General features: G+C 65.0%; 21 protein-coding genes. 11 read left to right on the top strand and 10 right to left on the bottom strand.

Annotated elements, in window-relative coordinates:
* Nucleotides 1-46: 46 nt before the first annotated feature.
* Together AX729_RS11095 and AX729_RS11090 are read left to right on the top strand one after the other, a co-directional pair.
* Nucleotides 47-910 carry a DUF1444 domain-containing protein gene (locus AX729_RS11095; protein WP_245325127.1) on the top strand — a complete coding sequence of 288 codons (864 nt, stop codon included), beginning with the start codon at nt 47-49 and terminating at the stop codon, nt 908-910.
* Between the two features lie 321 nt (nt 911-1231).
* The gene (locus AX729_RS11090; protein WP_061022856.1) at nt 1232-1936 is read left to right on the top strand and encodes a tetratricopeptide repeat protein; all 705 of its coding nucleotides are present in this window, start codon (nt 1232-1234) and stop codon (nt 1934-1936) included.
* A gap of 240 nt (nt 1937-2176) precedes the next feature.
* Here AX729_RS11090 and radC read toward each other — a convergent pair whose 3' ends face one another.
* From radC to AX729_RS11075, 3 genes are all read right to left on the bottom strand, one after another.
* On the bottom strand, nt 2177-2890 hold the full coding sequence (gene radC / locus AX729_RS11085; protein WP_061022913.1) for a RadC family protein: 714 nt from the start codon (nt 2888-2890) through the stop codon (nt 2177-2179).
* A gap of 90 nt (nt 2891-2980) precedes the next feature.
* The gene (gene map / locus AX729_RS11080) at nt 2981-3799 is read right to left on the bottom strand and encodes a type I methionyl aminopeptidase (protein WP_061022854.1); all 819 of its coding nucleotides are present in this window, start codon (nt 3797-3799) and stop codon (nt 2981-2983) included.
* A gap of 184 nt (nt 3800-3983) precedes the next feature.
* Nucleotides 3984-5300 (bottom strand): mechanosensitive ion channel family protein, encoded by a 1317-nt coding sequence (locus AX729_RS11075; protein WP_061022852.1) that lies wholly within the window; start codon nt 5298-5300, stop codon nt 3984-3986.
* Nucleotides 5301-5507: 207 nt separating this feature from the next.
* On the opposite strand from AX729_RS11075, the gene AX729_RS11070 reads away from it, so the two are divergent.
* A complete protein-coding gene (locus AX729_RS11070; protein ID WP_061022850.1) occupies nt 5508-7301 on the top strand; it encodes a potassium/proton antiporter in 1794 nt (597 codons plus the stop codon).
* Nucleotides 7302-7477: 176 nt separating this feature from the next.
* Here the strand turns inward: AX729_RS11070 and modC are convergent, their stop codons facing one another.
* The 4 genes from modC to mepA all read right to left on the bottom strand — a co-directional run bounded on the left by modC (nt 7478) and on the right by mepA (nt 10830).
* Complete coding sequence (gene modC, locus AX729_RS11065) at nt 7478-8140, bottom strand: molybdenum ABC transporter ATP-binding protein (RefSeq protein WP_061022848.1); 663 nt, start codon at nt 8138-8140, stop codon at nt 7478-7480.
* Between the two features lie 2 nt (nt 8141-8142).
* Nucleotides 8143-8838: a molybdate ABC transporter permease subunit gene (gene modB, locus AX729_RS11060; protein WP_061022846.1), complete on the bottom strand. Its 696-nt coding sequence runs from the start codon at nt 8836-8838 to the stop codon at nt 8143-8145.
* A gap of 13 nt (nt 8839-8851) precedes the next feature.
* Entirely contained in the window at nt 8852-9637 is a 786-nt protein-coding gene (gene modA / locus AX729_RS11055; protein WP_061022844.1) for a molybdate ABC transporter substrate-binding protein, read from the bottom strand.
* Nucleotides 9638-9885: 248 nt separating this feature from the next.
* Nucleotides 9886-10830 carry a penicillin-insensitive murein endopeptidase gene (gene mepA, locus AX729_RS11050; protein WP_061022909.1) on the bottom strand — a complete coding sequence of 315 codons (945 nt, stop codon included), beginning with the start codon at nt 10828-10830 and terminating at the stop codon, nt 9886-9888.
* 453 nt (nt 10831-11283) lie between these two features.
* Here mepA and AX729_RS11045 point away from each other — a divergent pair, with 453 nt between their 5' ends.
* The 3 genes from AX729_RS11045 to AX729_RS11035 all read left to right on the top strand — a co-directional run bounded on the left by AX729_RS11045 (nt 11284) and on the right by AX729_RS11035 (nt 15842).
* Nucleotides 11284-13449, top strand: a complete 2166-nt coding sequence (locus tag AX729_RS11045; RefSeq protein ID WP_061022842.1) for a putative bifunctional diguanylate cyclase/phosphodiesterase — start codon at nt 11284-11286, stop codon at nt 13447-13449.
* A gap of 450 nt (nt 13450-13899) precedes the next feature.
* Nucleotides 13900-14544, top strand: a complete 645-nt coding sequence (locus AX729_RS11040; protein WP_061022840.1) for a Spy/CpxP family protein refolding chaperone — start codon at nt 13900-13902, stop codon at nt 14542-14544.
* A 164-nt stretch (nt 14545-14708) separates the two neighbouring features.
* Complete coding sequence (locus AX729_RS11035; protein ID WP_061022839.1) at nt 14709-15842, top strand: OpgC domain-containing protein; 1134 nt, start codon at nt 14709-14711, stop codon at nt 15840-15842.
* Between the two features lie 36 nt (nt 15843-15878).
* Here AX729_RS11035 and AX729_RS11030 read toward each other — a convergent pair whose 3' ends face one another.
* The gene (locus AX729_RS11030) at nt 15879-17099 is read right to left on the bottom strand and encodes an MFS transporter (protein WP_061022838.1); all 1221 of its coding nucleotides are present in this window, start codon (nt 17097-17099) and stop codon (nt 15879-15881) included.
* A 102-nt stretch (nt 17100-17201) separates the two neighbouring features.
* Nucleotides 17202-18779 carry a winged helix-turn-helix domain-containing tetratricopeptide repeat protein gene (locus tag AX729_RS11025; RefSeq protein ID WP_061022837.1) on the bottom strand — a complete coding sequence of 526 codons (1578 nt, stop codon included), beginning with the start codon at nt 18777-18779 and terminating at the stop codon, nt 17202-17204.
* Between the two features lie 140 nt (nt 18780-18919).
* Here AX729_RS11025 and AX729_RS11020 point away from each other — a divergent pair, with 140 nt between their 5' ends.
* The 5 genes from AX729_RS11020 (at nt 18920) to AX729_RS11000 (ending at nt 24120) form a co-directional block, all read left to right on the top strand.
* On the top strand, nt 18920-19669 hold the full coding sequence (locus tag AX729_RS11020; protein ID WP_061022836.1) for an SDR family oxidoreductase: 750 nt from the start codon (nt 18920-18922) through the stop codon (nt 19667-19669).
* A 74-nt stretch (nt 19670-19743) separates the two neighbouring features.
* The gene (locus AX729_RS11015; RefSeq protein ID WP_061022907.1) at nt 19744-20697 is read left to right on the top strand and encodes a helix-turn-helix transcriptional regulator; all 954 of its coding nucleotides are present in this window, start codon (nt 19744-19746) and stop codon (nt 20695-20697) included.
* Nucleotides 20698-21054: 357 nt separating this feature from the next.
* Entirely contained in the window at nt 21055-21885 is an 831-nt protein-coding gene (locus AX729_RS11010; protein WP_061022905.1) for an alpha/beta fold hydrolase, read from the top strand.
* Nucleotides 21886-21924: 39 nt separating this feature from the next.
* Entirely contained in the window at nt 21925-23130 is a 1206-nt protein-coding gene (locus tag AX729_RS11005) for an NAD(P)/FAD-dependent oxidoreductase (protein WP_061022834.1), read from the top strand.
* Between the two features lie 33 nt (nt 23131-23163).
* On the top strand, nt 23164-24120 hold the full coding sequence (locus AX729_RS11000; RefSeq protein ID WP_061022832.1) for an MBL fold metallo-hydrolase: 957 nt from the start codon (nt 23164-23166) through the stop codon (nt 24118-24120).
* Nucleotides 24121-24456: 336 nt separating this feature from the next.
* Here the strand turns inward: AX729_RS11000 and lepA are convergent, their stop codons facing one another.
* On the bottom strand, nt 24457-26268 hold the full coding sequence (gene lepA / locus AX729_RS10995; protein ID WP_061022830.1) for a translation elongation factor 4: 1812 nt from the start codon (nt 26266-26268) through the stop codon (nt 24457-24459).
* Between the last annotated feature and the right edge of the window lie 92 nt (nt 26269-26360).

Raw genomic sequence — 26360 nt, 5'->3', positions numbered from 1 at the left:
CGCGACGTGCCGGCCCTCGGCGCAACAGGCCCGAGATGCAGGGCGTATGTGCGTCCGCTCTCGCATGTACCGGTGGCTGACCGCTGCGCTTGTCGTCGGCTCGCTCCTCGCCGCCGGCCTTGCTTCTGCGCAACAGATTCCGGCCGACGAGCCTGCGTTCACGGCCTTCGTGGCGGCGCGGATACAGGCCGTGGTTCGTAACCCGCAAGTCGTGATCAAGGGCCCTCTGACGCTCTCGGTCGGCTCCTTGCAAGCCAACCTCGATCGCGTCTACGCCTTCTGCAAGGCGAACGCGAGCGGCTGTGCCAGGGAGATCGAGACTTATGTCGGCGGGGTCGTCGCAACGACCGCCAACGTGAAGGACCCTCCGACCAAAGCGGCTCTCCGAATCGTGGTGCGCTCGACCGACTATATGCGGCAGGCGTCTCGCGAGTTCGAATCTGCCGCTACCATCCCGACGCGGCCGCTCGCGGATGGGCTGGTGATCGTCCCGGTGCTCGACTCGCCACGCTCGGTCAGGATCTTCAATGACAAGCACCGTGCTGCGCTCGGCTTGACGTCGGACCAGGTCTTCGACATTGCCATTGCCAACCTACGCAAAAGTTTGAAGCCGCTCATGTCCGCTGCAAAGCCGGCCGTGCCGGGGCAGTTCGGCACGTTGAAGGGCGATTACTACGCGACCAGCCGGCTTGCGCTGATCGACAGCTGGGCACCGCTCGCGCAAGCCCAGGGTGGCGTCCTGATCGTGGCGGCTCCGACGCCCGATCTCGTGCTCTATTCGGGCGAGGACAGCAGCGCCGCGCTCGACGCGCTGCGTACGTTTGTCCGAAACGTCATGGCGCGTACGCCGAAGCCGCTTTCGGGCGCGCTGCTGCGCTGGACTCCGAAGGGATGGCAATCCGTTCGGTGAAACTGCCGGTCCGCGATGGCCGCCGCGAAGATGACCGATCGCCGTCGTTTGAGCTCTAAAGTGTAACAAGATCGACTTTGATATCTACAACGGAGGTGCACTTCCTCCCCCGCTTGCCGGAGCGGGTCGGGAGAGGTATTTCCGCAATGGGACAATCCCTGGGAAGGAAGAGCCCTCACCCGGCGTTTGGCCACAGCCCCCGGCGTTTCCGGCAGGGCCGCCGCAGGCGGCTTACGCCTTTCGAAGTTTTGCCGATCTTCGAACTTTTCTTGCGCGTTGAGCGACCAAGACGGAATGGTTCAAACTCGTGCGGGCTTTGACATGAAACTCGTTGCCCTGGCTTTTTCGTGCCTTCTGTTTTTCGCGATGCCCGCCAATGCGAATGACACCCGCACCTTCAATGCGATGGTGGCCTTGGCCAATCGAGGGGACGCCGAGGCGCAATACCATGTCGGCATGATGTACAATAACGGCATCGGCACGCAGCAGGACCGCAGCCAGGCGTTCGAGTGGTTTCAGAAGTCGGCCGCCGCCAACGATCCGCTGGGAGCCTACAAGCTCGGTTGTTACTATGACGGGCAAGGCGTCGGCATCGTCGCAACCGACCCGGATCAAGCATTGAAGTACAAGCTCGTTTCCGCCAAGGCCGGCTATGCGCGTGCGCAGCACGACGTCGCTCTTCTGTATGACAGACGAGGAGATTCGGAAGAAGCGCTGAAATGGTGGAGGATGGCCGGCGATCAGGGGCATCCTGCCTCCCTCTTCAACCTGTCCCGCGCCTATTCCGCAGGGAAGGGAACGCCGAGAGATCTGTCTCTGTCGTATGCGTATTTCAAGCTCTCGCAGCTGGCGCCGGCAAAGAACGTGAACGAGATGGCTTCCCTGTTGTCCAAGCCAGAACTCGAGAGGGGCGAAAAGTTTGTTTCCGAGTGGAAGCCGCAGCCGACCGCATTAACGCTCAAGGCATTGAGCGGTATCAAGGCCGCAGACGAGCACCTGAAGGTCGCCAGGAACAGGGTGTTCTGATCTTGCCCTAAAGCGGAATGGGCTTAGGTTGAATCGCTTGCCGCGGCTCGTTCACCTCTCCCGCTTGCGGGAGAGGTCGGCGCATCCGGGCGAAGCGAAGCTTCGTCCCGTGCGCCGGGAGAGGGCTTTCTCCTCTTGGGGATTGTTCCTTTGCGGAAACACCCTCTCCCCAACCCTCTCCCGCAAGCGGGAGAGGGAGCTCACTTTCGCTGCAGCTATTAAACCTGATCTCATCACGCCTTAGATCAACCGCATCCCGCGCAGGCTGGCGTGCCCGTTCTTGCCGACGATGATGTGATCATGCACGGCAATTCCCAGCGGCTTGGCGATGTCGATGATCGCCTTCGTCATCTGGATGTCGGCTTGCGAGGGCGATGGATCGCCTGAGGGGTGGTTATGCACCAGGATCAGCGCGGTGGCGGACAGCTCCAGCGCGCGCTTGATCACCTCGCGCGGATAGACCGGGGTGTGGTCGACGGTCCCGGTCTGCTGCACTTCGTCGGCGATTAGCTGGTTGCGCTTGTCGAGGAAGAGCAGGCGGAATTGCTCCTTGTCGGCAAACGCCATGCTGGTGCGGCAATACTCGATCACCTCGTTCCAGGACGACAGCGCGTTGCGGCTGTTGACGCCGCCCTTGGCGACGCGATGCGCCGCCGCGGCGATCAGCTTCAGCTGGTTGATCGCGGACTCGCCGATGCCGTCGACCTCGCGCAGTCGCGCCACCGGGGCATGGACGACCTCGGCGAAGGAGCCGAACGTCTTGATCAGCGTCTTCGCCAGCGGCTTGGTGTCGCGCCGCGGCAACGCCGGAAACAGCGCCATCTCCAACAGCTCGTAGTCGCTGAGCGCATCCGCGCCGGCGCTGTAGAATCGCTCGCGCAGCCGCTCGCGATGGCCGTGATAGTGCGGCGCGTCCTCAGGCTTGCTCTTGTCGTGGTCGGACTTGGCGGGCATCGCGCGCCAAGCATCGCCGGGGAACTCCGCTTTTGCAACCGTCAATTGCGGCGACTGCTGCGGCACATGCCGGGCCGCGGCGCAAAAGCATCATCCGATCTGCTTCTCGCCGTGCCGCTCCGACAGCGTGAAGATCTCGACGCCTGTCGCGGTGACGCCGACGGAATGCTCGAACTGCGCGGAGAGCGAGCGGTCGCGGGTGACCGCGGTCCAGCCGTCGGAGAGGATCTTCACATGCGGCTTGCCGAGATTGATCATCGGCTCGATGGTGAAGAACATGCCGGGCTTGAGCTGCACGCCCTCGCCGGGACGGCCGACATGGATGATGTTCGGCTCGTCGTGGAACATGCGGCCCAGACCGTGGCCGCAGAAATCGCGCACCACGCTCATGCCCTGCGGCTCGACGAAGCTCTGGATGGCGTGGCCGATGTCGCCGGTGGTGGCGCCGGGCTTCACAGCGGCGATGCCGCGCATCATCGCTTCATAGGTGACCTCGATCAGCCGCTCGGCCTTGCGCGCGATCGGGCCGACCGCGTACATCCGGCTGGAATCGCCGTACCAGCCGTCGACGATGAAGGTGACGTCGATGTTGACGATGTCGCCTTCCTTCAGCGGGCGGTCCCCGGGCATGCCGTGGCAGACCACGTGGTTGAGCGAGGTGCAGGTCGAGTAGCGGTAGCCGCGATACATCAGCGTCGCCGGATAGGCGCCATGGCTGAAGGCGAAGTCGCGGACGAATTCGTCGATCTTCGAGGTCGCTACGCCAGGCCCGACGATGTCCGTGAGCTCGTCGAGGCATTTTGCCACCAGCGCGCCCGCCTTGCGCATGCCGGCAAAGGCGCCCGGCCCATGCAGCTTGATCTGTCCGGTCTTGCGCAGGGAGGTATCGGTGGCTTCGACGTAGCTCATGCGTGTCAGGTCTTTTCGGGGCTGATCTCGATATCGGCGGAAGGGCTTGATTTCAGGCCCCAATTTAATGATTACGGGCCTTCATGCAAGCCGAGGCAGAGCGTTTTCGAGCGAAGTGGCTACCGGTTCGCGTGAAGAAAACGCGTCAAAACCAGAGCCTTGCCAGCCCAGGGGCGAAAGCGACCTAATTCGGGACTTCTACGGTGGTCTCCACCGGCAGGGCGCCGCCGCGGATGCGGATTTCGCGGACCGGATAGGGAACCCGGATGCCCTCGCGCTTGAACGCGTCCCACAGCGCCAGCATCACGTCGCTCTTGACCTTGTCCATCCCGTCGGGATCGGCGATCCAGAAGGTCAGCGAGAACTTCATGCCGGCTTCCGCGAACTCGGTCAGGATGCAGGTCGGCGGCTTGCCCTTCTGCGCGCGCGGATGGGCTTCCGCGGTCTCGGCGGCGAGCTTGCAGACCAGTGTCGGGTCGGCGTCGTAATTGGTGCCGAAGGCGATCTTCACCAGCGTGTTCTTGTCGGTATAGGTCCAGTTGACGACTTTCTGCGTCACCAGATCCTCGTTCGGCACCAGGAATTCGCGGCCGTCGCCGGCGGCGACGGAGATGTAGCGCGTCTTCATCGCGCTGATGCGACCGGTATTGTCGCCGATGGTGACGAGGTCGCCGGGTTTCACAGACTTGTCGGCGAGCAGGATGATGCCCGAGATGAAATTGGCCACGATCTTCTGCAGGCCGATACCGATGCCGACGCCGACCGCGCCGGAGAACACCGCGAGCGCCGAGAGGTCGATCCCGACGGCGCCGAGCGCAATGACGATTGCGACGGCAAGAAGCCCGATGCGGATGATCTTCATCAGTAGCACCTGCACCGACGGCGTCAGGTCGGTGGTCGCGTTGATCCGGCTCTCGGCGAAATTGCTTGCGATATTGGTGAGCCACAGCGCGATCAGAAGGAGTGCGCCGGCCTTGAGCACCAGCAGCGGCGTCAGCCTGAGACCGCCCAGCACGATCGCGAAGGAATCGAGCAGGTCGACCGTCGCGTCGAGCTGGCCGACGATGGAGAGCGCGGCGACGAACCACGCCGTGATCGACACCAGCTTGACGATGAAGGCGTTGCGCAGCACCGAGGTCACGAGCCGGATCACGAGCCAGGCGAAGCCCAGCTTGGCCGCGACCATCAGGAGATAGCTGCGGCTCGGCCAGGTCGCGTGGTACATCACCACGCGCGAGATGATCACGATCAGCGTGAACACCGCCGTCGAGGCGCTGGAGACCATCACCCGGACGAAGTGCCGGAGCGGCAGCGGCCAGCGCATCGCCAGCGAGGTCATGTCGATGCGGCCGCGAATCGCGGCCTCCGCGGCGTAGGCGATGCCGGCCGCCGCCAGGATGAGACCGAATTGCAGGTAGAACCAGGGTGAGGAGATTTCCGCCCCGACGCTGCGTGCGGTCGTCTGCACGAACTCCATGAAGTCTTTGAGGTCCATGTCCATCGGTCTCGTCGGCAAGCGGGGGAGGAATTGATTCGAGGGAGCCGCAGAATCCCACAAAGGGCGCGGCCGGGACATCGATACACCGACAAGTGAAGCGCGTTAAGGGCGCAAAATGCGGGCAGATTGCCGCGAACCATGGAAAATGGGTTGGCGCGCGAGTCCGCCGACGATAAGGATGCAATTCCAGCGATTTTACCCGGAAGGTGGATGGCTTCCCTCGACTCCGTCAGCATCGCCATATTGCTCGGCGCCGTGCTCGTCATGGCCGGCATTCTCTCGAGCCTGCTTGCGCTGCGCTTCGGCGCGCCTTTGCTGCTCGTCTTCCTCGCGATCGGCATGCTCGCCGGCGATTCCGGCCCGGGGCAGCTCCAGTTCGACGACGTCCGTACTACCTATCTGGTCGGCTCGGTCGCGCTCGCCTTGATCCTGTTCGACGGCGGCCTGCGCACGCGCATCGCCAGCATCCGCACCGTGCTCGCGCCCTCCGTGGTGCTCGCGACGGTCGGCGTGCTGCTGACCGCGCTGGTCACGGCGCCGTTCGCGAAATACGCGCTCGACCTCAACTGGACGGAGTCGCTGCTGGTCGGTGCCGTCGTGGCCTCGACCGACGCGGCCGCGGTGTTCCTGCTGGTGCACACCCAGGGCCTGCGCCTGCGCCCGCGTGTCGGCGCGACGCTGGAGGTGGAATCCGGCACCAACGACCCGTTCGCGATCTTTCTCACGCTGATGCTGGTCGAGTATATCTCGGCCGGCTCGAGCTCGCCCGGCCATGTTCTGATGGAGTTCGTCCAGGAAGCGGTGCTTGGCGCCGTGGTCGGCGTCATCGGCGGGCGCCTGGTCGTGATTGCGCTCAACAAGGTCGCGCTGCCGCAGGGGCTGCATGCGCCGTTCGTCACGACGGCCGCGCTCGTGATCTTCGGCGGCTCGCAGATCATGCACGCCTCCGGCTTCCTCGCGGTCTATCTCGCCGGCATCATCATCGGAAACCGGCCGACGCGCGCGCACAATTCGGTGGTGACGTTCCTCGATGCCGCGACCTGGCTGGCCCAGATCGTGATGTTCGTGCTGCTCGGCCTCCTGGTCTCGCCGAGCCGCCTCGGCGCCAGCATATTACCGGCAATCGCCGTCGCGCTCGTCCTGATGCTGGTGGCGCGGCCGCTCGCGGTGTTCGTCTGCCTTGCCCCGTTCCGCTTCAACTGGCGCGAGAAGATCTTCATCGCCTGGACCGGCCTGCGCGGCGCGGTCGCGATCTTCCTGGCCTCGATCCCGATGCTGGTCGGCCTGTCCAAGGCCTACCTCTATTTCGACGTCGCCTTCGTCGTCGTCATCATCTCGCTGCTGCTGCAGGGCTGGACCCTGGGGCCGGCCGCGCGCAAGCTGCACGTGGCGCTGCCGCGTGCCGAGCGCGGCCCGCGGCGCGTCGAACTGGATCTGCCCGGCCAGCTCGAGCAGCAGCTCGTCGGCTATCCGGTACGGCAAAAGAGCCTGTATTTCCGCCGCGGCCTGATCCCGTCCTGGTCCAAGCCGACGCTGGTGATCCGCAACGAAAACATCCTGACGCCGGCGGAAGCCGACCCGATCGCGCCCGGCGACTACATCTACCTGCTGGCCCCGCCGGAAAAGGCCGAATCGCTCGACCGCTTCTTCGTCGATATGCAGCCGGGCGCGGCGCCAGATCCGCATCTGCTCGGCGACTTCATGGTCTCCGGCGAGCACACGCTCGCCGAGCTCGCCGAGATTTACGGCGTGAAGGCGAGCGAGGAGGAGAGCAAGCTCACGCTCGCCGACTATTTCGACGTCCATCTCGACCGCGCGCCGAAGGAGGGTGCCGAGCTCGCACTGGACGAGATCGTGCTCGTCGCGCGCAGCATCTCCGGCGGCCGCGTCAACCTCGTCGGCTTGCGTCTGCCCGAAGAAGACGAGACGCCCGCGCCGCTGACGCGCACGCAGACGCTGCGCAAGAAGCTCGCCGACGTGTGGGCATCGGTGGCGGGGGTTTAGTGTCTCCTAAAGCGCGATGCGATGAGAATGAATCGTCATCGCGCTTTAGGTTGTTGTTTAAGCATGATCTTTTCGGAAAACCGCTGCGCACTTTTCCGGATCATGCTTTAGTCATTGCGAGGAGCTCTTGCGCCGAAGCATCCAGACCGTCGCTGCGGCGGGATTGCATCTCGTCCTCACGTCAGCACCTTCACCCCGCCGAAACTCGTCACGCGGCCCTGCTTCAGCATCACGATCTGCGTCGCGAGCTGGCGCAACTCGGCGGCGTCGTGGCTGACATAGACCATCGGCACGTTGGCTTCGTCCCGCAGCCGCACCAGATAGGGCAGGATCTCGAGCTTGCGGCCCTCGTCGAGCGCGCCGTATAAGAGACAGAGCAACAGCAGCCTCGGCTTCGACAGCAGCGCGCGGCCGAGCGCGACACGCTGGCGCTCGCCGCCCGAGAGCTTTCCGGGACGGCGATCGAGCAGCGCACCGATGTCGAGCAGCTCGACGATGCGCCTGTGCTGGACAGGATCGGCCGGCAGGCGGTTCATCCGCCGTCCATAGTCGAGATTCTGCGCGACGTTGAGATGCGGAAACAGCCGCGCGTCCTGGAACACGTAGCCGATGCGGCGGCGCCAGGCCGGGACATGGATGCCGGCCGCGGTGTCGTCGACGGTTTCGCCGTCGATAACGATGGTGCCGCGGTCGGGCCGCAGCAACCCCGCGATCATGTTGACCAGTGACGTCTTGCCGGCGCCCGACGCGCCGAACAGGCCGATGGCACGGCCTTCGCTTGCGAAGGATGCATGCAGCGAGAATTCGCCGAGCTGCTTTTCGACGTCGACGCGCAGCATGATCAATTCCCGTGCAGCCGCGCCGTCGCGCGGCGGGCGAACCACTCGGCGGCGATCAACGCGCCCAGCGCCAGCACGATCGAGACGATCACCAGCCGTCCCGCCGCGGCATCGCCGTCCGGCGTCTGGATCAGCGAATAGATCGCCGAGGAAATCGTCTGGGTCTCGCCGGGAATGTTGGAGACGAAGGTGATGGTCGCGCCGAACTCGCCGATCGCCTTGGCGAAGCCCAGCACCATGCCGGCGAGCACGCCGGGCAGCGCCAGGGGCAGCGTCACCGTGAAGAACACTTGCCACGGCGCGGCGCCGAGCGTCTCGGCGGCCTGCTCGAGCCGGCGATCGATCGCCTCGATCGACAGCCGCATCGGGCGCACCAGCAGCGGAAACGACATCACGCCGCAGGCCAGCGCCGCGCCGGTCCAGCGGAACGAAAACACGATGCCGAGATAGTCGGCGAGGAAGCCGCCGACGAGGCCGCGGCGGCCGAAGGTCAGCAGGAGCAGATAACCGGTGACGACAGGCGGCAGCACGAGGGGCAGATGCACGACGGCGTCGAGCAGCGACTTGCCCCAGAAATCACGCCGCGCGAGCAGCCACGCCAGCGCGATGCCGAATGGCGTCGCCACCAGCGTTGCAATGATGGCGACCCTGAGCGAGAGCAGGATCGCCGTCCATTCGGCGGAGGAAATCTCGGACATCAAGCCGTAGCTATCACGTGGTGGGGCTGACCAGGAACTTGAAGCCGTATTTCTCGAAAATGGCCTTGGCCGCCGCGGAGCGCAGGAAGGCCAGATAGTCGCTGGTCTCACCCTTCGCGCTCGTGGTCGCGGCGACGGGATAGACGATCGCGGGATGCGAAGCCGCCGGGAAGGTGCCGATGGTTTTCACGCCGGGCTCGACCTTTGCATCGGTCGAGTAGACGATGCCGAGTGCGGCTTCGCCGCGGGCGACCAGCGTCAGCGCGGCCCGCACGCTCTCGGCCATGGCGAATTTCGGCTCCGCGGCCTGCCACGCACCGAGCTTCTCGAGCGCGGCCTTGGCATATTTGCCGACCGGAACGGATTTGACGTCGCCGGTCGCGATCCTGCCGTCGCCGGCGAGCTTGGCGAGATCGAAGCCTTGCGCGATGTCGACGTTGTCGATCTTCGCATCCTTCGGCGCGATCAGCACGATGCTGTTGCCGAGCAGGTTCACCCGGGTCGCTTCGTTGATGGTCTTCTTGGAGATCGCGTAGTCCATCCAGTCGGTGTCGGCAGAGGCGAACACGTCGGCCGGCGCGCCCTGCTCGATCTGCTTGGCAAGCACCGAGCTTGCCGCATAGCTGACGCTGAACTTGATGCCGGTCTTCGCGGCGTAGGCGGCGTCGATCTCGTCCAGCGCGTTCTTCATCGAGGCGGCGGCGAAGATGGTGATGGTCTTGTCCTCGGCGGCGGCGGGCGAGAGGGCCGCGCCTGCGAGGATCATGAAGGCGGTGAGAAGTCCGGATATGCGAGACATGGGTGCGCTCCGTGCGAGGTCGCGCGCGCAGGACGCGCGCGCAAATCTGGCGTTGGGTGAGTGTGGTGCGACGGGCGGAAGCGCTGTTCCACGTGGCCTTGCGACGGCTTACGACCGGCAGGGATATCGCAACTGCGAAGATAGCAGGCTGGCGCCGGAGGTCAAAGGGCGGCGCCTCAATCACCTCCGTCGTCCCCGGATCGGCGCCCGCCTGGGGGCGCGACTGCGGGAGTAGGGCGCCAGATAAGCTACGGCTTCGCGTCCGCCGCGTGCAGCACCGCCTTGCAGGCCGCCGGCATCTGCGCCAGCGTCATCGGCGGCTTCGGTTTCGGTGGCTCCGGCGGCGGCTTGGGGTGCAGCACGGCGTCGGAGAACCAGTAGGCGAGGTCGGCGGGTTTGCAGCCTTCGTCCTCGGCCTGTGACGGCTGGCCCTCGCATTCGCCGGCGCCTGCCGGGCAGTGCATGCGGATGTGGAAATGGTAGTCGTGCCCCCACCAGGGCCGGATCTTCGACAGCCATGCGCGGTCGCCCTTGGCCTCGCGGCACAACGCCTTCTTGATCGCGGCGTTGACGAAGATGCGCTGCACCGCCGGCTCCCGCGCCGCATCGCGCAGCACCAGCACATGGCTAGGGGTGAACACCCTGGGGTCGACGTCGAGCCGGTCCTGGCGCACCATCATCACCGCCGACATGTCCTCGCGCTCCTCGCGCGAGAGCCGGCGGTCCGGCATCGGCGTCAACCAGATGTCGGCATCCAGGCCGATCTGGTGGCTGGCATGGCCTGATAGTGCCGGCCCGCCGCGCGGCTGGGCGATGTCGCCGACCAGGATGCCCGGCCATCCCGCGTTCTTGTGGGCCCTCGCCGCGAGCCGCTTGATCAGCGCGATCATGTCGGGGTGACCGTAGCTGCGGTTGCGCGACAGCCGCATCACCTGCCAGTGGTCGCCGTTGATCGGAATCTGCTCCGCGCCGCCGATGCAGCCCCTGGTGTAGGAGCCGATGACATGGGCCGGCCCCTTCGACGGCAGCAGCTTTCGCGCGAACAGTTCCTTGGCGGCGAGGTCGGGATCGTTCGGATTGGCCAGCGACGGCAGCGGCTTGGGGTTGACGCTGCCCTTGTCCTGGGCCAGCGCGCCGCCGGCGACGAGGCAAGCGAACGAGAGCAGGAGGAGGATGATGGGGCGGCGACTCATGCTGACGTCCTTATAGCCCAATGCTGCATCAGGGTTAAGAACGAGACTTTGTGCCGGCTAGAGGCGCACCGCGTACGAGCTCGCCCGGATCGCGCCTCGAGCTGCCGCTTTTAACGGTGCAATAACCGTATCCTGCATTGACCAAAATTCGTGCGCAGCGCGAGGAATATCTTCGGCTCGCATGCAATCGCGCGCGATTTCGGAACTGATTCAAGCGCGCGCGCAATTTTGCGTCAGATCGATCATCGATTGCGGCACTGGACTCTGTCTGACGGCATCCGACGCCGCGGCCGCGGCGCGCAAATAGGCAGCAAGGTCCGCCTCGCGCGGACCGCGGCCGGGCAAGATTACTTTTTTTTCAGACACTTGCCCCAAGACTGCGGCCGCAATGCGCGACCGGGACGTGTGAAGTTGAGTTTGGGGTCTCGAAAAGCAAGAAGGCGAAAGCAAAGCGTGCTTGCCCGCGCCGGCCGGAAGGCGCGCAAGCCGCGTTTCGCGCGCGCGCCGCGTGCCCGCTCCGAGCGCGACGAAGTCCTGCGCAGCCGCGCCGAGGCGGAGGCTGCGATCGCGGAAGCGCGCAAATCCCATGAGCGCCTGCGCCAGGCCATCGATATCCTGCCCCAGGGCATCGTGTTTCTCGATTCCGAAGGCCGCTACGTGCTCTGGAACAAGAAATACGCCGAGATCTACAGCAAGACCGCCGATCTGTTCGAGGAAGGTGCGCGCCTCGAGGACACGCTGCGCATCGGCGTCGCCCGCGGCGACTATCCCGAGGCCGTCGGCAACGAGGACGAGTGGATCGCCGAGCGCCTGCAAAAGCTCTATCAGCCCGGCGCGCGCCACGAGCAGAAGCTGGCGGACGGTCGCGTCATCCTGATCGACGAGCGGCTCACCGACGACGGCGGTGTCGTCGGCCTGCGCGTGGACATCACCGAGCTGAAGCAGCGCGAGGCCTCGTTCCGGCTGCTGTTCGACGGCAATCCCGTCCCCATGATCGTCTGTGCGCTGGACGACGAGCGTATCCTCGGCGTGAACGATGCCGCTCTCGCGCACTACGGCTACAGCCGGGCCGAGTTCGAGAAACTGAAGATCCGCTCCTTGCAGGCCTTCGACAGCGAGCCGCCCTGGACCGCGGATCGCACCAGCGAGGAACAGGCCGGCCGCACCTGGAAGCACGTCAAGGCCGACGGCGCGCTGATCGACCTTGCGATCTATTCCCGCGAACTGACCTATGCCGATCGCCCCGCGGTGCTGCTCGCGCTGATGGACATCACCGAACGCAAGCGGGCCGAGGCGCGGCTTGCCTTCATGGCCCAGCATGACGCCCTGACCGGCCTGCCCAATCGCAGCCTGCTGCGGCAGGAGATGGACGAGATGCTGCTGCACACGCGGCGCAGCACCGAGAAGGTCGCGCTCCTGATTTTGGGACTCGACAATTTCAAGGCGGTCAACGACACGCTCGGGCATGCGGTCGGCGACAAGCTCCTGCGCGGCGTCGCCAAGCGGCTGCGCTCCACCTTGCGCGAGGAGGATGCGCTGGCGCGGCTCAATTCCGATGAGTTCGCGATCGTGCAAAGCGGGCTGGCGCGCCCCGAGGACGCGGTCATGCTGGCCAAGCGCCTGCTGGAGGCCATCGCCGATCCCTATCTGCTCGACGGCCATTCCGTGGTGATCGGCGCCTCGATCGGCATCGCGATGGCTCCGGGCGATGGCGATGATTCCGAGAAGCTGCTCAAGAGCGCCGACATGGCGCTGTCGCGTGCCAAGCTGGATGCGCGCGGCACCTTCGCCTTCTTCGAGGCCGCGCTCGACGCGAAGGCGCAGAGCCGCCGCAAGATCGAGGTCGAGCTGCGCGACGCGATCCAGAGCGACGTGCTTCGCCCCTATTACCAGCCGCTGATCGACCTCCAGAGCGGCCGCATCACCGGCTTCGAGGCGCTGGTGCGCTGGCCGCATGCCGAGCGCGGCATGGTCTCGCCGGCCGAGTTCATTCCGGTCGCCGAGGACACCGGTCTCATCAACCCGCTCGGGGGCTTGATGCTGCGCCGGGCGTGCCTGGATGCCGCAAGCTGGCCCGACGACGTCCGCGTCGCCGTCAACCTCTCGCCGCTCCAGTTCCGCAGCGGCAACCTGCTCTCGATGGTGACCGATGCGTTGAAGCATTCCGGCCTGCCGCCGCGCCGGCTCGAACTCGAGATCACCGAGACGCTGCTGCTGGAGAAGAGCGCGCAGGTGCTGGCGACGCTGCACGCGCTGCGCGCGCTCGGGGTGCGCATCTCGATGGACGATTTCGGCACCGGCTATTCCAGCCTCAGCTATTTGCGCAGCTTCCCCTTCGACAAGATCAAGATCGACCAGTCCTTCGTGCGCGATCTCGGCGCCAATCGCGAGGCCCAGGCGATCATCCGCTCCATCGTCAGCCTCGGCAAGGGCCTCGGCGTCACCATCACCGCCGAAGGCGTCGAGACCGAAGCCGAGCTGAGCTGCCTTCGCGCCGAAGGCTGCCATGAGGGCCAGGGCTTTCTGTTCAGCAAGGCCCGGCCGAATGCAGAGATCGTCAGCCTGCTCGCCGCACAGCGCGGCATCGACGGCAGCGAGGACGCCGCGCTGGTGGCGTGATGTCCGTGCTCCCTCGGAGACCTTTCTACGCGTCTTCAGGGATATCCCAATGTAAGGGGCGCGCGGCTTTCTCCGTCGACCTCTCCCGGTTGCGGGAGAGGTCGTGCCGGAGGCGCGGGTGAGGGTTCTCCCCTCTCGGGTATTGTCCCGTCGCGGATCCCCGCAGGCGAGGGACCATCGCATTTGAGAGCTTCCCTGCGGCCATCCTTCGAGACGCCCCCCTTTGGCGGGCCCTCAGGATGAGGACCGAGTGCGTGACCGCAATGTCCACAAGCAAGGATGCCGCTCAACCTCATCTTGAGGAGACCGAAAGGCGGTCGTCTCGAGGACGAGGCGCTCGCTCAGGCCCACCAAGAGGCCAGCCGCGGCGGTTCCCTTGACATGGGTCAAGTCGAGTTCGGCGGACGATCCCCACAATCGCAGCGAACGCCAAACGTCGGGAGAGACACGATGAGACATCCCATGCTTGCGGCGACCCTGCTGCTCACGTTCCTCGGCACATCCGCCTTCGCGCAATCGCCTGCCGAGCACCAGGGCCATCATCCGGACCAGACAGAGACACAGGCGACCAGACCGTCCACGCCTTCCGAGACGCCGCGCGACACCGGCCCCTCTCACGGCAAGATGGGCGGCCGCATGATGAACATGATGGACGGCAACATGCACATGCCCATGAAGGGCATGATGCGTCAGTCCGGCGGCGACTGCATGAGCGGAATGGAAACGATCGATCATGTCGAAGGACGGATCGCGTTTCTTCGGGCCGAGCTCAAGATCACCGACGCTCAATCGTCCGCCTGGAATGCGTTCGCCGCCGCGCTGCGCGCGAATGCCAAGGCTCTCGGGGAGCTCCGCGGGTCGATGGCCGGCTCCGGATCAGAAACCTTGCTGGATCGCGTGACCTGGCAGGAGAAATGGTTGTCGGCCCGGCTCGAAGCCACACGCGCGATGAAATCTGCGCTCGTCGATCTCGCCGGCAGCTTTTCCGACGACCAGAGGAAGGTCGCTGACGATCTGCTGGCGCCCAACATGGGCATGATGTCGATGTTGCAGAGAGGCCGGATGGGCGGCATGCCGATGCATGGCCGAAGATGATCCCTGCTGTGTCTCGAGAACGGCGACGATGGCGGCGACGAGCTTTCTGGACCCTGGTTGCGTGGCAATGTACTCTCGCTGGTCGTTCGTCGTGAACGAGACAGCGGCGGCATCGACTCGCCGATCCGGCAGAACGCTTTAGTCACGAGAGGCAGCGCGCGGGAGTGAAGTGGATTGCGACCATACCGCCACCCCTGAAGGAGCGCGATCTTCGGATCGACCTGTTTCGGGGCCTCTCGCTATGGTGGATCTTCATCAATCACATCCCGGAAAACTATCTGAACAGGTTCACGCCCAAGAATTTCGGCTTCAGCGATGCCGCGGAGATCCTCGTATTCCTGTCGGGTCTTGCGTCGGGCATCGTATACGGCGACCTCTTGCGCCGGTCCGGCCCAGCGGCGGCGGGGCTGCGCATGTTGCGGCGTTCGGTCGAGATCTACATCGCGCAAATTCTGACTGTCGCCCTGTTGCTGGCGGAGGTGTCCTTCATCGCGATATGGCAGCCCGACATGTTCGACCACGCCAACCTGGCCATCCTGATGCAGAAGCCCGCTGAAACGCTGCTTCAGGCGGGGCTGCTGCGGTATTCGCCGGTCAATCTGGACCCTCTGCTGTTGATGGTCATCCTCCACTTCGCGCTCATCTTCATCCTGCCGTTGACGATAGGCGCCTGGCCGCTGGCCCTGACCGGATCCGTCGCTCTCTATGTTCTCGCCCATCTGTTCGACTGGTACATCCCGGCCTATCCACGGGGGCAGCACTATTTCAATCCGCTGAACTGGCAGTTGCTGTTCGTGATCGGCATCTGGTGGGGGACGAACCGCGGCGATTGGCAACTGGCCATTCTCAGGTCGCGGGCCCTTGCTGTTCTGGCGGCGAGCTACGTGCTGTTCTCGTTCGTGATCACCCTGGGCTGGCAAATCCATGCCATTGAAGACCACGTGCCGGGATGGCTGTCGCGGCTGATCTATCCGATCGACAAGACCAATCTCGACGTCTTGCGATTGTTGCATTTTGCTGCGCTTGCACTGCTCTGTTGGCGCGTTCTTCCAAGCAATGCCAGCATCTTGAAAGCCACGGCATTGCGCCCGCTGATACGATGCGGCGAATATTCGCTCGCGGTCTATTGCGCCAGTGTTCTGCTGTCCTTCGCTGCCCATGCGGTCCTCGGCGAGGGCTGGAACAGCCTTGCATCGCAGACGCTGCTCACTCTCCTGGGCCTGGGCCTGATGAGCGCCATGGCGGTCTTGCTCGCCACAATCGATCGCGGCGTGTTCCCAAATCTCCGGCCGTTTTAGTTCGAATACGAAGGCGCAGGGCGCATTATTCCGCTGTCAGGCCGCGGCGCGGCCGAGATCGAGCGATGGCCGGCGTCTGGTCGGGAAGCTCAGCGCCACCGCGACGGCGGCGAGCCCGATCGCGAAGGACCCGGCGTGCAGCCACGTGTAGCGCTGGAAATTGTCGAACACGAGCCCGCCGGCCCAGGGCCCGAGCGCCATGCCGAGGCTGGCGAAGGCCGAGACCGCGCCGAACACCGTGCCCATGATGCGCGCGCCGAAGAACTCGCGGACCAGCACCGCATAGAGCGGCATCACGCCGCCATAGGCGAGGCCGAACACCACCGAGAGCGCGTAGAACTCGCCGAGCTGCGCCACCGCGAGATAGGTCGCGATGCACATCGCCTGAACGAACAGGCCGCCGACCAGCACGGGCTTCGCGCCGATGCGGTCGGCCAGCGCCCCCAGCAGCAGGCGACCGCCGAGGCCGGAGACGCCGGCCACGCTGTAGACCGTCACCGCCGTGAGCGGGGCGATGCCGCAGACCATCGCGTAGGACACCATGTGGAAGATCGGGCCGGAATGCGCGGCGCAGCAGGCGAAATGCGCCGCTGCGAGCGCGATGAATTGCGGCGTCCGCAGCGCCTGCGCCGCGGTCAGCTCCACGTCCGGAGCGGCGTCTGCATTCGTGTTGCCTGCCGCTGCCGGAGCCGGGCGCACCAGGAAGCAGGCCGGGATCAGCAGCGCCCAGGCCGCACAGCCGATCACCAGCATCGCGGTGCGCCAGTCATAGGCCGTGATCAGCCAGCTCGCGGTCGGCGCGACCGTCACCGGCGACACGCCCATGCCGGCGGAAACCAGCGCCACCGCGAGGCTGCGGTTCTTCTCGATCCAGGCGCTCGCGAGCGCCATCATCGGCGCGTAGAAGCTGCCGGCGGCGACGCCGATCAGCACGCCGAAGCAAAGCTGGAATTGCCACAGGGTTGCCGCCTGGCTCGCCGTGACGAGGCCGAGCCCGAGCAGCAGGCTTCCCGAGAGCACCACGATGCGGGTGCCGAACCGGTCGGACAGCGTGCCCCAGAAGAACGCGGCGAGGCCCATGCAGAGAAAATCCAGCGTCGCCGCCGCCGACACCCCGGCGCGCGACCAGCCCATCGCTTCCGAGATCGGCTGCAGGAACACCGCAAGCGACAGCATCGTGCCGAATCCGACACAGGTCATCAGCGCTCCCGCGGCGACGACGACCCAGCCATAGTCGAAGCTTGACGGCCTGCTCATGCGTTTCCTCGCGCTCTTGGTTTTGTTGGTGGTGCGCAGTGGCGATGGTGGCCTATCTGCCGGCGGACGGCAAGGCATGGTCGCGGGACATCGATGTGCCTCTCACTCGGGCAAGCCCGCCAGCCGCAAGCCGTTCGAGAGGCTGGCGCGATGCTCCGGACGCCGGATCGGTATCCAGCCATCGAGCTTGGAGATGCGAAACGCAGGATCGAGCTTGCGTAAATGATCCGCTGCATCCCGCGCCTGCTCCACTTGTCCTGCGAGCCCATGACAGGCGGCAATGATCAGCACGACGAACACGAAGCTTGGCAGCTGCCGGAGAGATTGTTCGCCCCAGGACAAGGCCAGGTCGAAACGTCCGGCAAACAGATGCGACATCGCCATGCCGGCCTGCATCCGGAACATCTCGGGATCCAGCGGACTGAACCGCATGGCACGGGTCAAGAACTCGATTGCAGCCTCGGGATCGCCGCGCTCGGCCCGGAGGAAGCCTCCCAGGAACCAGGCCGCCGCCAGGTTCGGGTTGAGTAACAGCGCCTTGTCGAGCAGTGCGACGGCGCCGTCCACGTCGCCGGCAAGATGCGCGAGCGTGTGTCCGGCCCGTGTCAGCGCGACAGCGTCGTCCTTGCCCAACTCTATCGCCAGACGGGCCAACCGGATGCCCTCGGCGGACTCCCGCGGCTGATCGGTCATCCATCCGTTGATCTTGCGCCAGCAATGGCACCAGGCCGCCATGGCATGGGCCGAGGCAAACTCGGGATCGAGCGCGATGGCCTTGTGAAACAGCGGCAACGCCTCGTCGATCGCTTCCCGCGTGCCACGGTGCAAATGTGGCATGGCGCGCAGATAGTGATCGTAGGCGCTGAGATTGCCGGTCGGCTTGCGCCGGGCGCGCTCGATCTCCGCACGCTCGAGCTGGGAGGCGATCGCGCCGACAATGCTGTTTGCGACCTGGTCCTGCAGCTCGAAGATGTCATCGAGCGTTCCTTCGAATCTCTCGGCCCAGAGATGGGTGCCTGTTGCGGCGTCCACCAGCTGTGCCGTGATGCGCACCTGGCTTTCGGACTGACGCACGCTGCCTTCGACGACGTAGCGCACGCCAAGCTCGCGGCCGACCTGCTTCTCGTCCACCGTCCGGCCCTTGTAGGTGAAGCTCGAGTTGCGGGCGATCACGAACAGCCAGCGGATGCGCGACAGCGCGGTGATGATGTCTTCCACGACGCCGTCGGCAAAATAATCCTGCCCGGTGTCGCCGCTGAGGTTTCGAAACGGAAGCACCGCAATCGAGGGAGAATCCGGCAGCGACAGGGCCAGCCCGGGCGGTTCGACCGCGATGTTCGACTGTGCAGCCACCGCGCGAGCGGGCGGCTCGTCTTCCCGGACCTCGCCGACAAAGCGCATGCCTTTGCGCGAAATCGTTCGGATCAGGCGCTGCTCCTTGCCGGTATCCCCGATCGCCCTACGCACCGCGTTGACGTGGCTCGTCAGCGTCGATTCCGAGACGATCCTGCCGTCCCAGACGGCCGCCAGCAAATCGTCACGCGTCACCACCTGCTCCCGCTTGCGAACCAGATGGAGCAGCAGATCGAATACCTTTGGCCCGATCGCGACGAGCTCCGGGCCCCGGGTCAGCTCGCGCCGTTCGGTGTCCAGGCAAAAATCTTCAAACAAGAAACGCAAGTCCGGGCTCCGCTTGGACGAGAACCGAAGGAAAATTGAAGCCCAATTCAAGCCGACTGCAAGGCTTTCCCGTCCGCACGCGTGCATCCTCGCTTCAGCAACAAGGCCATCGTTGGCCGGAAAAATCGAGGAAAATCATCATGAAGATCGTCATCATCGGCGGGACCGGCCTGATCGGAACGAAACTTGCGGGGACGCTTCGTGAAAAGGGCCATGATGTCCTTCAGGCATCCTCCCGCACGGGCGTCAACGCCATCACGGGCGAGGGGCTCGATCGGGCGCTTTCGGGCGCGGACGTCGTCGTGGACGTCGCAAACTCACCGTCCTTCGAGGACCGCGCGGTGTTGGCGTTCTTCGAAACGTCGACCCGCAACCTCCTCGCGGCCGAGGCCGCCGCCAAAGTGCGGCATCACGTCGCGCTGTCGATCGTCGGGACCGACCGCCTTCCGGAATGCGGCTACTTCCGCGCCAAGCTCGCACAAGAGAATCTGATCCGCGGCTCGACGATTCCCTACAGCATCCTGCGCGCCACCCAGTTCTTCGAATTCGTCGGCGGCATCGTCGCCTCCTCCTCCGACGGACAGATCGCCCGGCTGTCGCCCGCGCTGTTTCAGCCGGTGGCCTCGGACGATGTCGCTGCCGCGCTCGCCGATGTGACGCTTGCCGATCCGATCAACGGCATGATCGAACTCGCCGGTCCCGAGCGATTGAGCCTCGACGAATTCGGTCGGAGATACACGGTCGCGATCAAGGACCCGCGCAAGGTCGTTGCCGACATACACGCCCGCTATTTCGGAGCGGAGCTGGACGACCGATCACTCACGCCCGGCGACCGCCCTCGGCTCGGCGCCATCCGCTTTGAGGATTGGCTGGCCAACCTTCGCAAGTAACCCCCCGGCTGCCGTCGGCACTTCATCGCGACCGTCATGCCGACGCGCATGCGAGCCCATGCGAGTCCATGTCCATGACCAAGCCTGTCTCGCACGATCTTTCGCAGGAGGAGCCGACGGCTCCGTCCGAGGCGCGCAAGGCCACTCCAGCCGCGGCCGAGCGGCCTCTCGCCGACGCGGAAATGGCCCGCGTGCTCGGGACCGAGCCGTTCCGCATGGCCCTGGACTCATCCGGCGGCGGGATCGCACACTGGAAACACGATCCGCTGCACGACGTCGTCGCGCCCATGACCCATCATGTGATCATGGCCTACAACGGCGCGGTGCAGCGCATGGAGCGGCGTTCGGGCCGGTTTGTCTCGACGGGAACGTTTCGTCCCGGGGTCGTGATCATCATTCCCGAGGGAGCGAGTTCCAGATGGGATATTCCAAAACCCGTCGACGTCGTTCAGCTCTACCTTCCGCACAGAACGCTCGCGCGCGTAGCCGACGAAGCCGACACCGCCAGGCCGATCGATCTCGTGGAGCGAACTGCGCATCCCGACCCCATCACCTCCCGGCTGCTCCTGAGCGCCGCGGATGTCCTGGAAGGCAATGAGACGCTGGATTCGCTCTTCAGGCAGCAACTGACGGACCTTCTCGCGACGCGTCTGCTGGCCGCGCATGCCGGCGCGCCGACCGCGGTCCAGCCGGTTGTGGGCGGACTGGCGCCGAAGGTGCTCATGCGCGCCATCGAGCGTCTCCGTTCGGAGAGCGATGCGGATGTCTCGCTCGCGGCGCTCGCTGCGGAGGCCGGCCTATCGCGCTTCCACTTCTGCCGGGCCTTCAAGGAAAGCAGCGGGCTCTCGCCCCATGCCTGGTTGCGCCAGCACCGGCTCGAGCAGGCGATGCAGATGCTGCGCGAGACGGACGCGTCGGTCGTGACGGTCGCCGCCGCGCTCGGCTACGCCTCCCAGACCGCGTTCGCCGCTGCATTCAAACGGCTGACCGGTTCTACCCCGACCGATTGGCGCCGGCTTGGGCGCTAGAGCGTTTCGGACGAAGTGTAAATCGGTTCACGTGAAGAAAATGCGTCAGAACGAAATCAGGAGCCGCGTCTCGATCGAATCGGAACGGAAATGACTCGACAGCAATCGCTCTGCAATCGCCGCAATGGCGCTGGGGCACCGGCACATCCGGTTCGCTAGATCAGCAGCGTGCCCATGCCAACCACATGGAGAAGAGGAATGACCTGGAACGTCCCGCTCAATCAGCTTGCAAACTCCTCGCGCCGGAAGGTCCTCGCGACCTCGGTCATGTCTGCGATTTCACTCTCCGTCCGCTCATCGACAGCGGTGGGAGAAGGATCGAGCCGCTCGCAATCCTCCGCTCAGTGGACCGACCCGATGACGTCGGTGACCACGAAGGATGGCGTACGGATCTTCTACAAGGACTGGGGACCGAAATCCGCCCAGCCGATCGTATTTCATCATGGCTGGCCGCTTTGCGCCGACGACTGGGACACCCAGATGCTGCACTTCGTCGGCAAGGGCTATCGCGTGATTGCACACGATCGCAGGGGGCACGGACGCTCGAGCCAGGTCGGCGGCAGCCACGACATGGATCATTACGCGGCCGATGCCGCGGCGGTCGTCGACCACCTCGATCTCCGTAACGCCATCCATGTCGGGCATTCCACCGGCGGCGGCGAAGCCGTCCGCTACGTCTCGCGGTACGGTCGCGGTCGTGTGGCCAAGCTCGTGCTGATCAGCGCAGTGCCGCCGCTGATGCTGAAGACGGAAGGAAATCCCGGCGGCTTGCCGATCGACATTCTCGACGATCTGCGCCGGCAACTCGCCGCCAACAGGGCGCAGTTCTATTTTGATTTCGCGAGCGGTCCCTTCTACGGCTACAACCGCCCCGGCGCCAAGGCATCGCAGGCGGTGATCTGGAACTGGTGGCGCCAAGGCATGATGGGCGGCGCCAAGGCGCATTACGACGGCATCAAGGCTTTCTCGGAGACCGATTTTACCGAAGACCTGAAGAGCATCGCGGTGCCGACCCTCGTCCTGCATGGCGGCGATGATCAGATCGTGCCGGTTGCCGACTCCGCGCCGCTGTCGGCGAAGCTCCTGAAGAACAGCACGCTCAAAATCCATGAGGGACTGCCGCACGGCATCTGCACGACCCATGCGAGCATTGTGAACGCCGAACTGTCGGCGTTCATCGCGGCCTGATCCTGCGCATCGATCCATTCACATCACAGGAGACGTCACATGCGACTGGTCATCATTGGCGCCGGCTTCGCCGGCATGTACGCCGCATTGTCCGCCGCGCGCCTGCGCGACATCAAGGGTGCCTCGCCCGACAAGCTCGAGATCGCGCTGGTCGCGCCACAGCCGACACTCGTGGTTCGTCCGCGGCTTTACGAGCCGAAGCCCGAAACGTTGACGGCGCCGTTGCTGGACGTGCTCAAGGCGGTCGATGTGGTCTACGTGCAGGGCAGCGCCGAGACGCTCGACATCAAGGCGCGTGAAGTAGGCGTGGCGACGCCGGGAGGGAGACGAACGAAGCTGTCCTATGATCGCCTGGTCGTGGCCACGGGCAGCCGGCTTTTCCGTCCGAACATTCCAGGCCTTGCCGAGCATGGCTTCAGCGTCGATACGCTCGACGATGCGATCGCTCTCGACCGGCATCTGCAACATCTGGTGGGCTGGCCGGTATCAGAAATGCGCGACACCGTCGTCGTTGCCGGCGGCGGATTCACCGGCATCGAGGCGGCGACCGAAATGCCGGCGCGGCTCCGCGAGAGCCTCGGCCGCGATGCCAAGCCGCGGGTTATCATCGTCGAGCGCAACGAGGCGATCGCTCCCGATATGGGCGAAGCTGCGCGTCCCATCATCGAGGATGCGCTGAGGCAGGTCGGCGTGGAGACCCGGCTCGGCGTCGGTGTCGCTTCGCTCGATAAGTCCGGTGTCACACTGTCCGACGGCGAGCGAATCGAAGCCGCGACGGTGATCTGGGCCGCGGGCATGCGGGCTGCCCCTTTGACCGCGCAGATTCCCGCCGAGCGCGACAATTTTGGCCGGCTGCTGGTCGACCGCGATCTACGCGTGCCGGGCGTGGCAGGTGTCTTCGCCACCGGCGACGCGGCGCGCGCAGCTTGCGACGATGCCGGAAACTACGCGCTGATGTCGTGCCAGCACGCCACGCGGATGGGCGCCTTTGCCGGCAACAACGCCGCAGCCGAGCTGCTCGGCGTTCCGACCAGGCCGTATCACCAGAAGGCCTACGTCACCTGCCTCGATCTCGGCGAAGCCGGTGCGCTCTTCACGCGCGGCTGGGAGCGGAAGGTCGAGATGGTCGGCGAGGAGGCGAAGAAGACGAAGCGGGAGATCAACACGATCTGGATCTATCCGCCGCTCGCCGAACGCGCCGCCGCGCTCGCCTCGGCCGATCCGGAGCGCGTCACCGATCTCTGAACACCTCGCCAACACCGACCTGGAGATTTCGAAATGAATCGAACGATCCGCACCACGCAACAGGAGACGAACATGAACCGACACAACACATCGCACCTTGCTGAACCGAAGCCCGAAGAGCTGGTCTCGTCGCGCTACGCCTTGAAGGTCGGCGAGATCGACGTGCTGGTGGTCAGCGACGGTGTGCTTCCGCTGCCGACAAAAATGCTGGGGCATAACGCCGCCCCATCCGTCCGAACGGCCTGGCTGAAGGACATGTTCCTGCCGACGGACGCTTTCGACTGGGCCCTGAACGCGGTCCTGGTCCGCAGCGGCGGTAAGACCATCCTCATCGACGCGGGGCTCGGATCTGATCCGGACTTGCACTTGCCGCGGGCCGGGCAGTTGGTCAGGCGGCTGGAAGCTGCCGGCATCGATCTCGCGTCCGTGACCGACGTGGTGCTGACCCACATGCACATGGACCATGTCGGCGGCTTGCTCGTCGATGGGGTGAAGGAGCAGTTACGACCCGACCTGCAGATTCACGTTGCGGCCGCCGAGGTCAGCTTTTGGGAGGCGCCTGATTTCTCCCGTACAGATATGCCGCCCGGGTTTCCCGACGCGCTCAGGGCGGCGGCCGGGCAGTTCACGAAGGCATACCATAATCAGTTACGGCAGTTCGACGAGGAGCACGAGATTGCGCCGGGCGTCGTCGTCCGTCGCACCGGCGGTCACACCCCCGGGCACAGCGTGGTCCGTCTCACGTCTGGAGGCGACGCACTGACCTTCGCCGGCGACGCCGTGTTCACGGTCGGCTTCGACCATCCCGACTGGTACAACGGCTTCGAACACGACCCGGAGGAGGCCGCCCGCGTCCGGGACCGGCTCCTGCGGGAGTTGGCGAGGACCGGCGAGCTGCTGGTCGCCACTCATATGCCATTCCCGTCCGTCGGACGTGTGGCGCTCGACGGCGATGCCTTTCGTTTCGTGCCGGTGTACTGGGACTACTGATCGCGTGTCAGGTTCGAGCTGAGCGGCGGGCGCGAATTCATGAACGCGATGAGTTCGCGCCTCCTCCGCCTTGGCGATCGTCCCTCTGACGGCGGTGGAGTCCGACAGGCCGGCTCGGCGGGAGATGTGACGCGACGGGGGCCATGGTGGCATCATGCGCCTGGTTTGCCCGACGAGTCAAACAGTATTCGTAAAAACAGAATTTTCGAAAAAGCTCAATCCCAGCAAGGCCCCGTCTACTGTGCATGGGGTTGTTTTCGGGATTTTTGCTTTGCCCGATCCGAATGGTCGGGGCATGACGGCGGCTGATGCGTCTGTGAAAGCGTGAGCGCTTGCTCAGCTATCCACCTTCAGCGCAGCGATGAAAGCTTCCTGCGGAATGTCGACCTTGCCGAACTGCCGCATCTTCTTCTTGCCTTCCTTCTGCTTCTCCAGAAGCTTGCGTTTGCGCGTGATGTCGCCGCCGTAGCATTTTGCGGTGACGTCCTTGCGCAGCGCGCGCACCGTCTCGCGGGCGATCACCTTGCCGCCGATCGCCGCCTGGATCGGGATCTGGAACATGTGCGGCGGGATCAGCTCCTTCATCTTCTCGACCATGGCGCGGCCGCGGCCTTCCGCGCGGGTGCGGTGGACCAGCATCGAGAGCGCGTCGACCGGCTCGGCATTGACCAGGATCTGCATCTTGACGAGATCGGCCGGCTTGTAGTCGGTCAGATGATAGTCGAACGAGGCGTAGCCCTTGGAGACCGACTTCAGCCGGTCATAGAAGTCGAACACGACCTCGTTGAGCGGCAGGTCGTATTTCACCATCGCGCGGGAGCCGACATAGGTGAGCTCCTTCTGCGAACCGCGACGGTCCTGGCAGAGCTTGAGCACGCTGCCGAGATATTCGTCCGGCGTCATGATCGTGGCCTCGATCCAGGGCTCCTGGATCTCGGCGATCTTGACCACGTCGGGCATGTCGACCGGATTGTGGATCTCGAGCTCGCTGCCGTCGGTGAGCTTCATCTTGTAGATGACGCTCGGCGCGGTCGCGATCAGGTTCAGGTCGAATTCGCGCGACAGTCGCTCCTGGATGATCTCGAGGTGCAACAGGCCGAGGAAGCCGCAGCGGAAGCCGAAGCCGAGCGCGGCGGAGGTTTCCATCTCGAAGGAGAAGCTGGCGTCGTTGAGCCGCAGCTTGCCCATGGCGGCGCGCAGCGTTTCGAAATCGTCGGCATCGACCGGGAACAGGCCGCAGAACACCACGGGGATCGCCGGCTTGAAGCCCGGCAGCATTTCCGTGACAGGCTTCCTGTCGTCGGTGATGGTGTCGCCGACGCGGGTGTCGGCGACTTCCTTGATCGCGGCGGTGATGAAGCCGATCTCGCCGGGGCCGAGCTCGTCGACCTGTTGCATCTTCGGCGTGAAGAAGCCGACGCGCTCGACGTCATAGGCGGCGCCCGTGCCCATCATGCGCACGCGCTGGCCCTTCTTCATGACGCCGTCGACGACGCGAATGAGAACGACGACGCCGAGATAGACGTCATACCAGCTGTCGACCAGCAGCGCCTTCAGGGTCGCATCGCGGTCGCCCTTCGGCGGCGGCAGGCGGGTGACGATCGCTTCCAGCACGTCGGGGACGCCGAGGCCGGTCTTGGCCGAGATCATCACCGCGTCGGAGGCGTCGATGCCGATGACATCCTCGATCTGCTGCTTGACCTTCTCGGGCTCGGCGGCGGGCAGGTCGACCTTGTTCAGGACCGGAACGATCTCGTGATTGTTGTCGAGCGCCTGGTACACGTTGGCGAGCGTCTGCGCCTCGACGCCCTGGCTGGCGTCGACCACCAGCAGGGAACCCTCGCAGGCCGCCAGCGACCGCGACACTTCGTAGGCGAAGTCGACATGGCCAGGCGTGTCCATCAGGTTGAAAATGTAATCCTTGCCGTCCTTGGCGCGGTACGAGAGACGCACCGTCTGGGCCTTGATGGTGATGCCCCGCTCGCGCTCGATGTCCATGGAATCGAGCACCTGCTCCTTGCCCGCCATCTCGCGGTCGGAGAGGCCGCCCGTCATCTGGATCAGGCGGTCGGCCAGCGTCGATTTGCCATGGTCGATATGGGCGACGATGGAGAAATTGCGGATGTTGGAAATGGGGACGGTCGTCATGGGCGCGGGATACCACTCACATCCCCGTGCGGCAACCATATTGCTGTATTTTCAGGGCCTTTCTTCACGCCAAGCTGATTCCAAGACGGACC

This window comes from Bradyrhizobium sp. CCH5-F6 (assembly GCF_001556045.1).
Lineage (GTDB): Bacteria > Pseudomonadota > Alphaproteobacteria > Rhizobiales > Xanthobacteraceae > Bradyrhizobium.
Note: the sequence above shows the minus strand (reverse complement) of the source record. Positions and strands in the feature narration are given on the sequence as shown.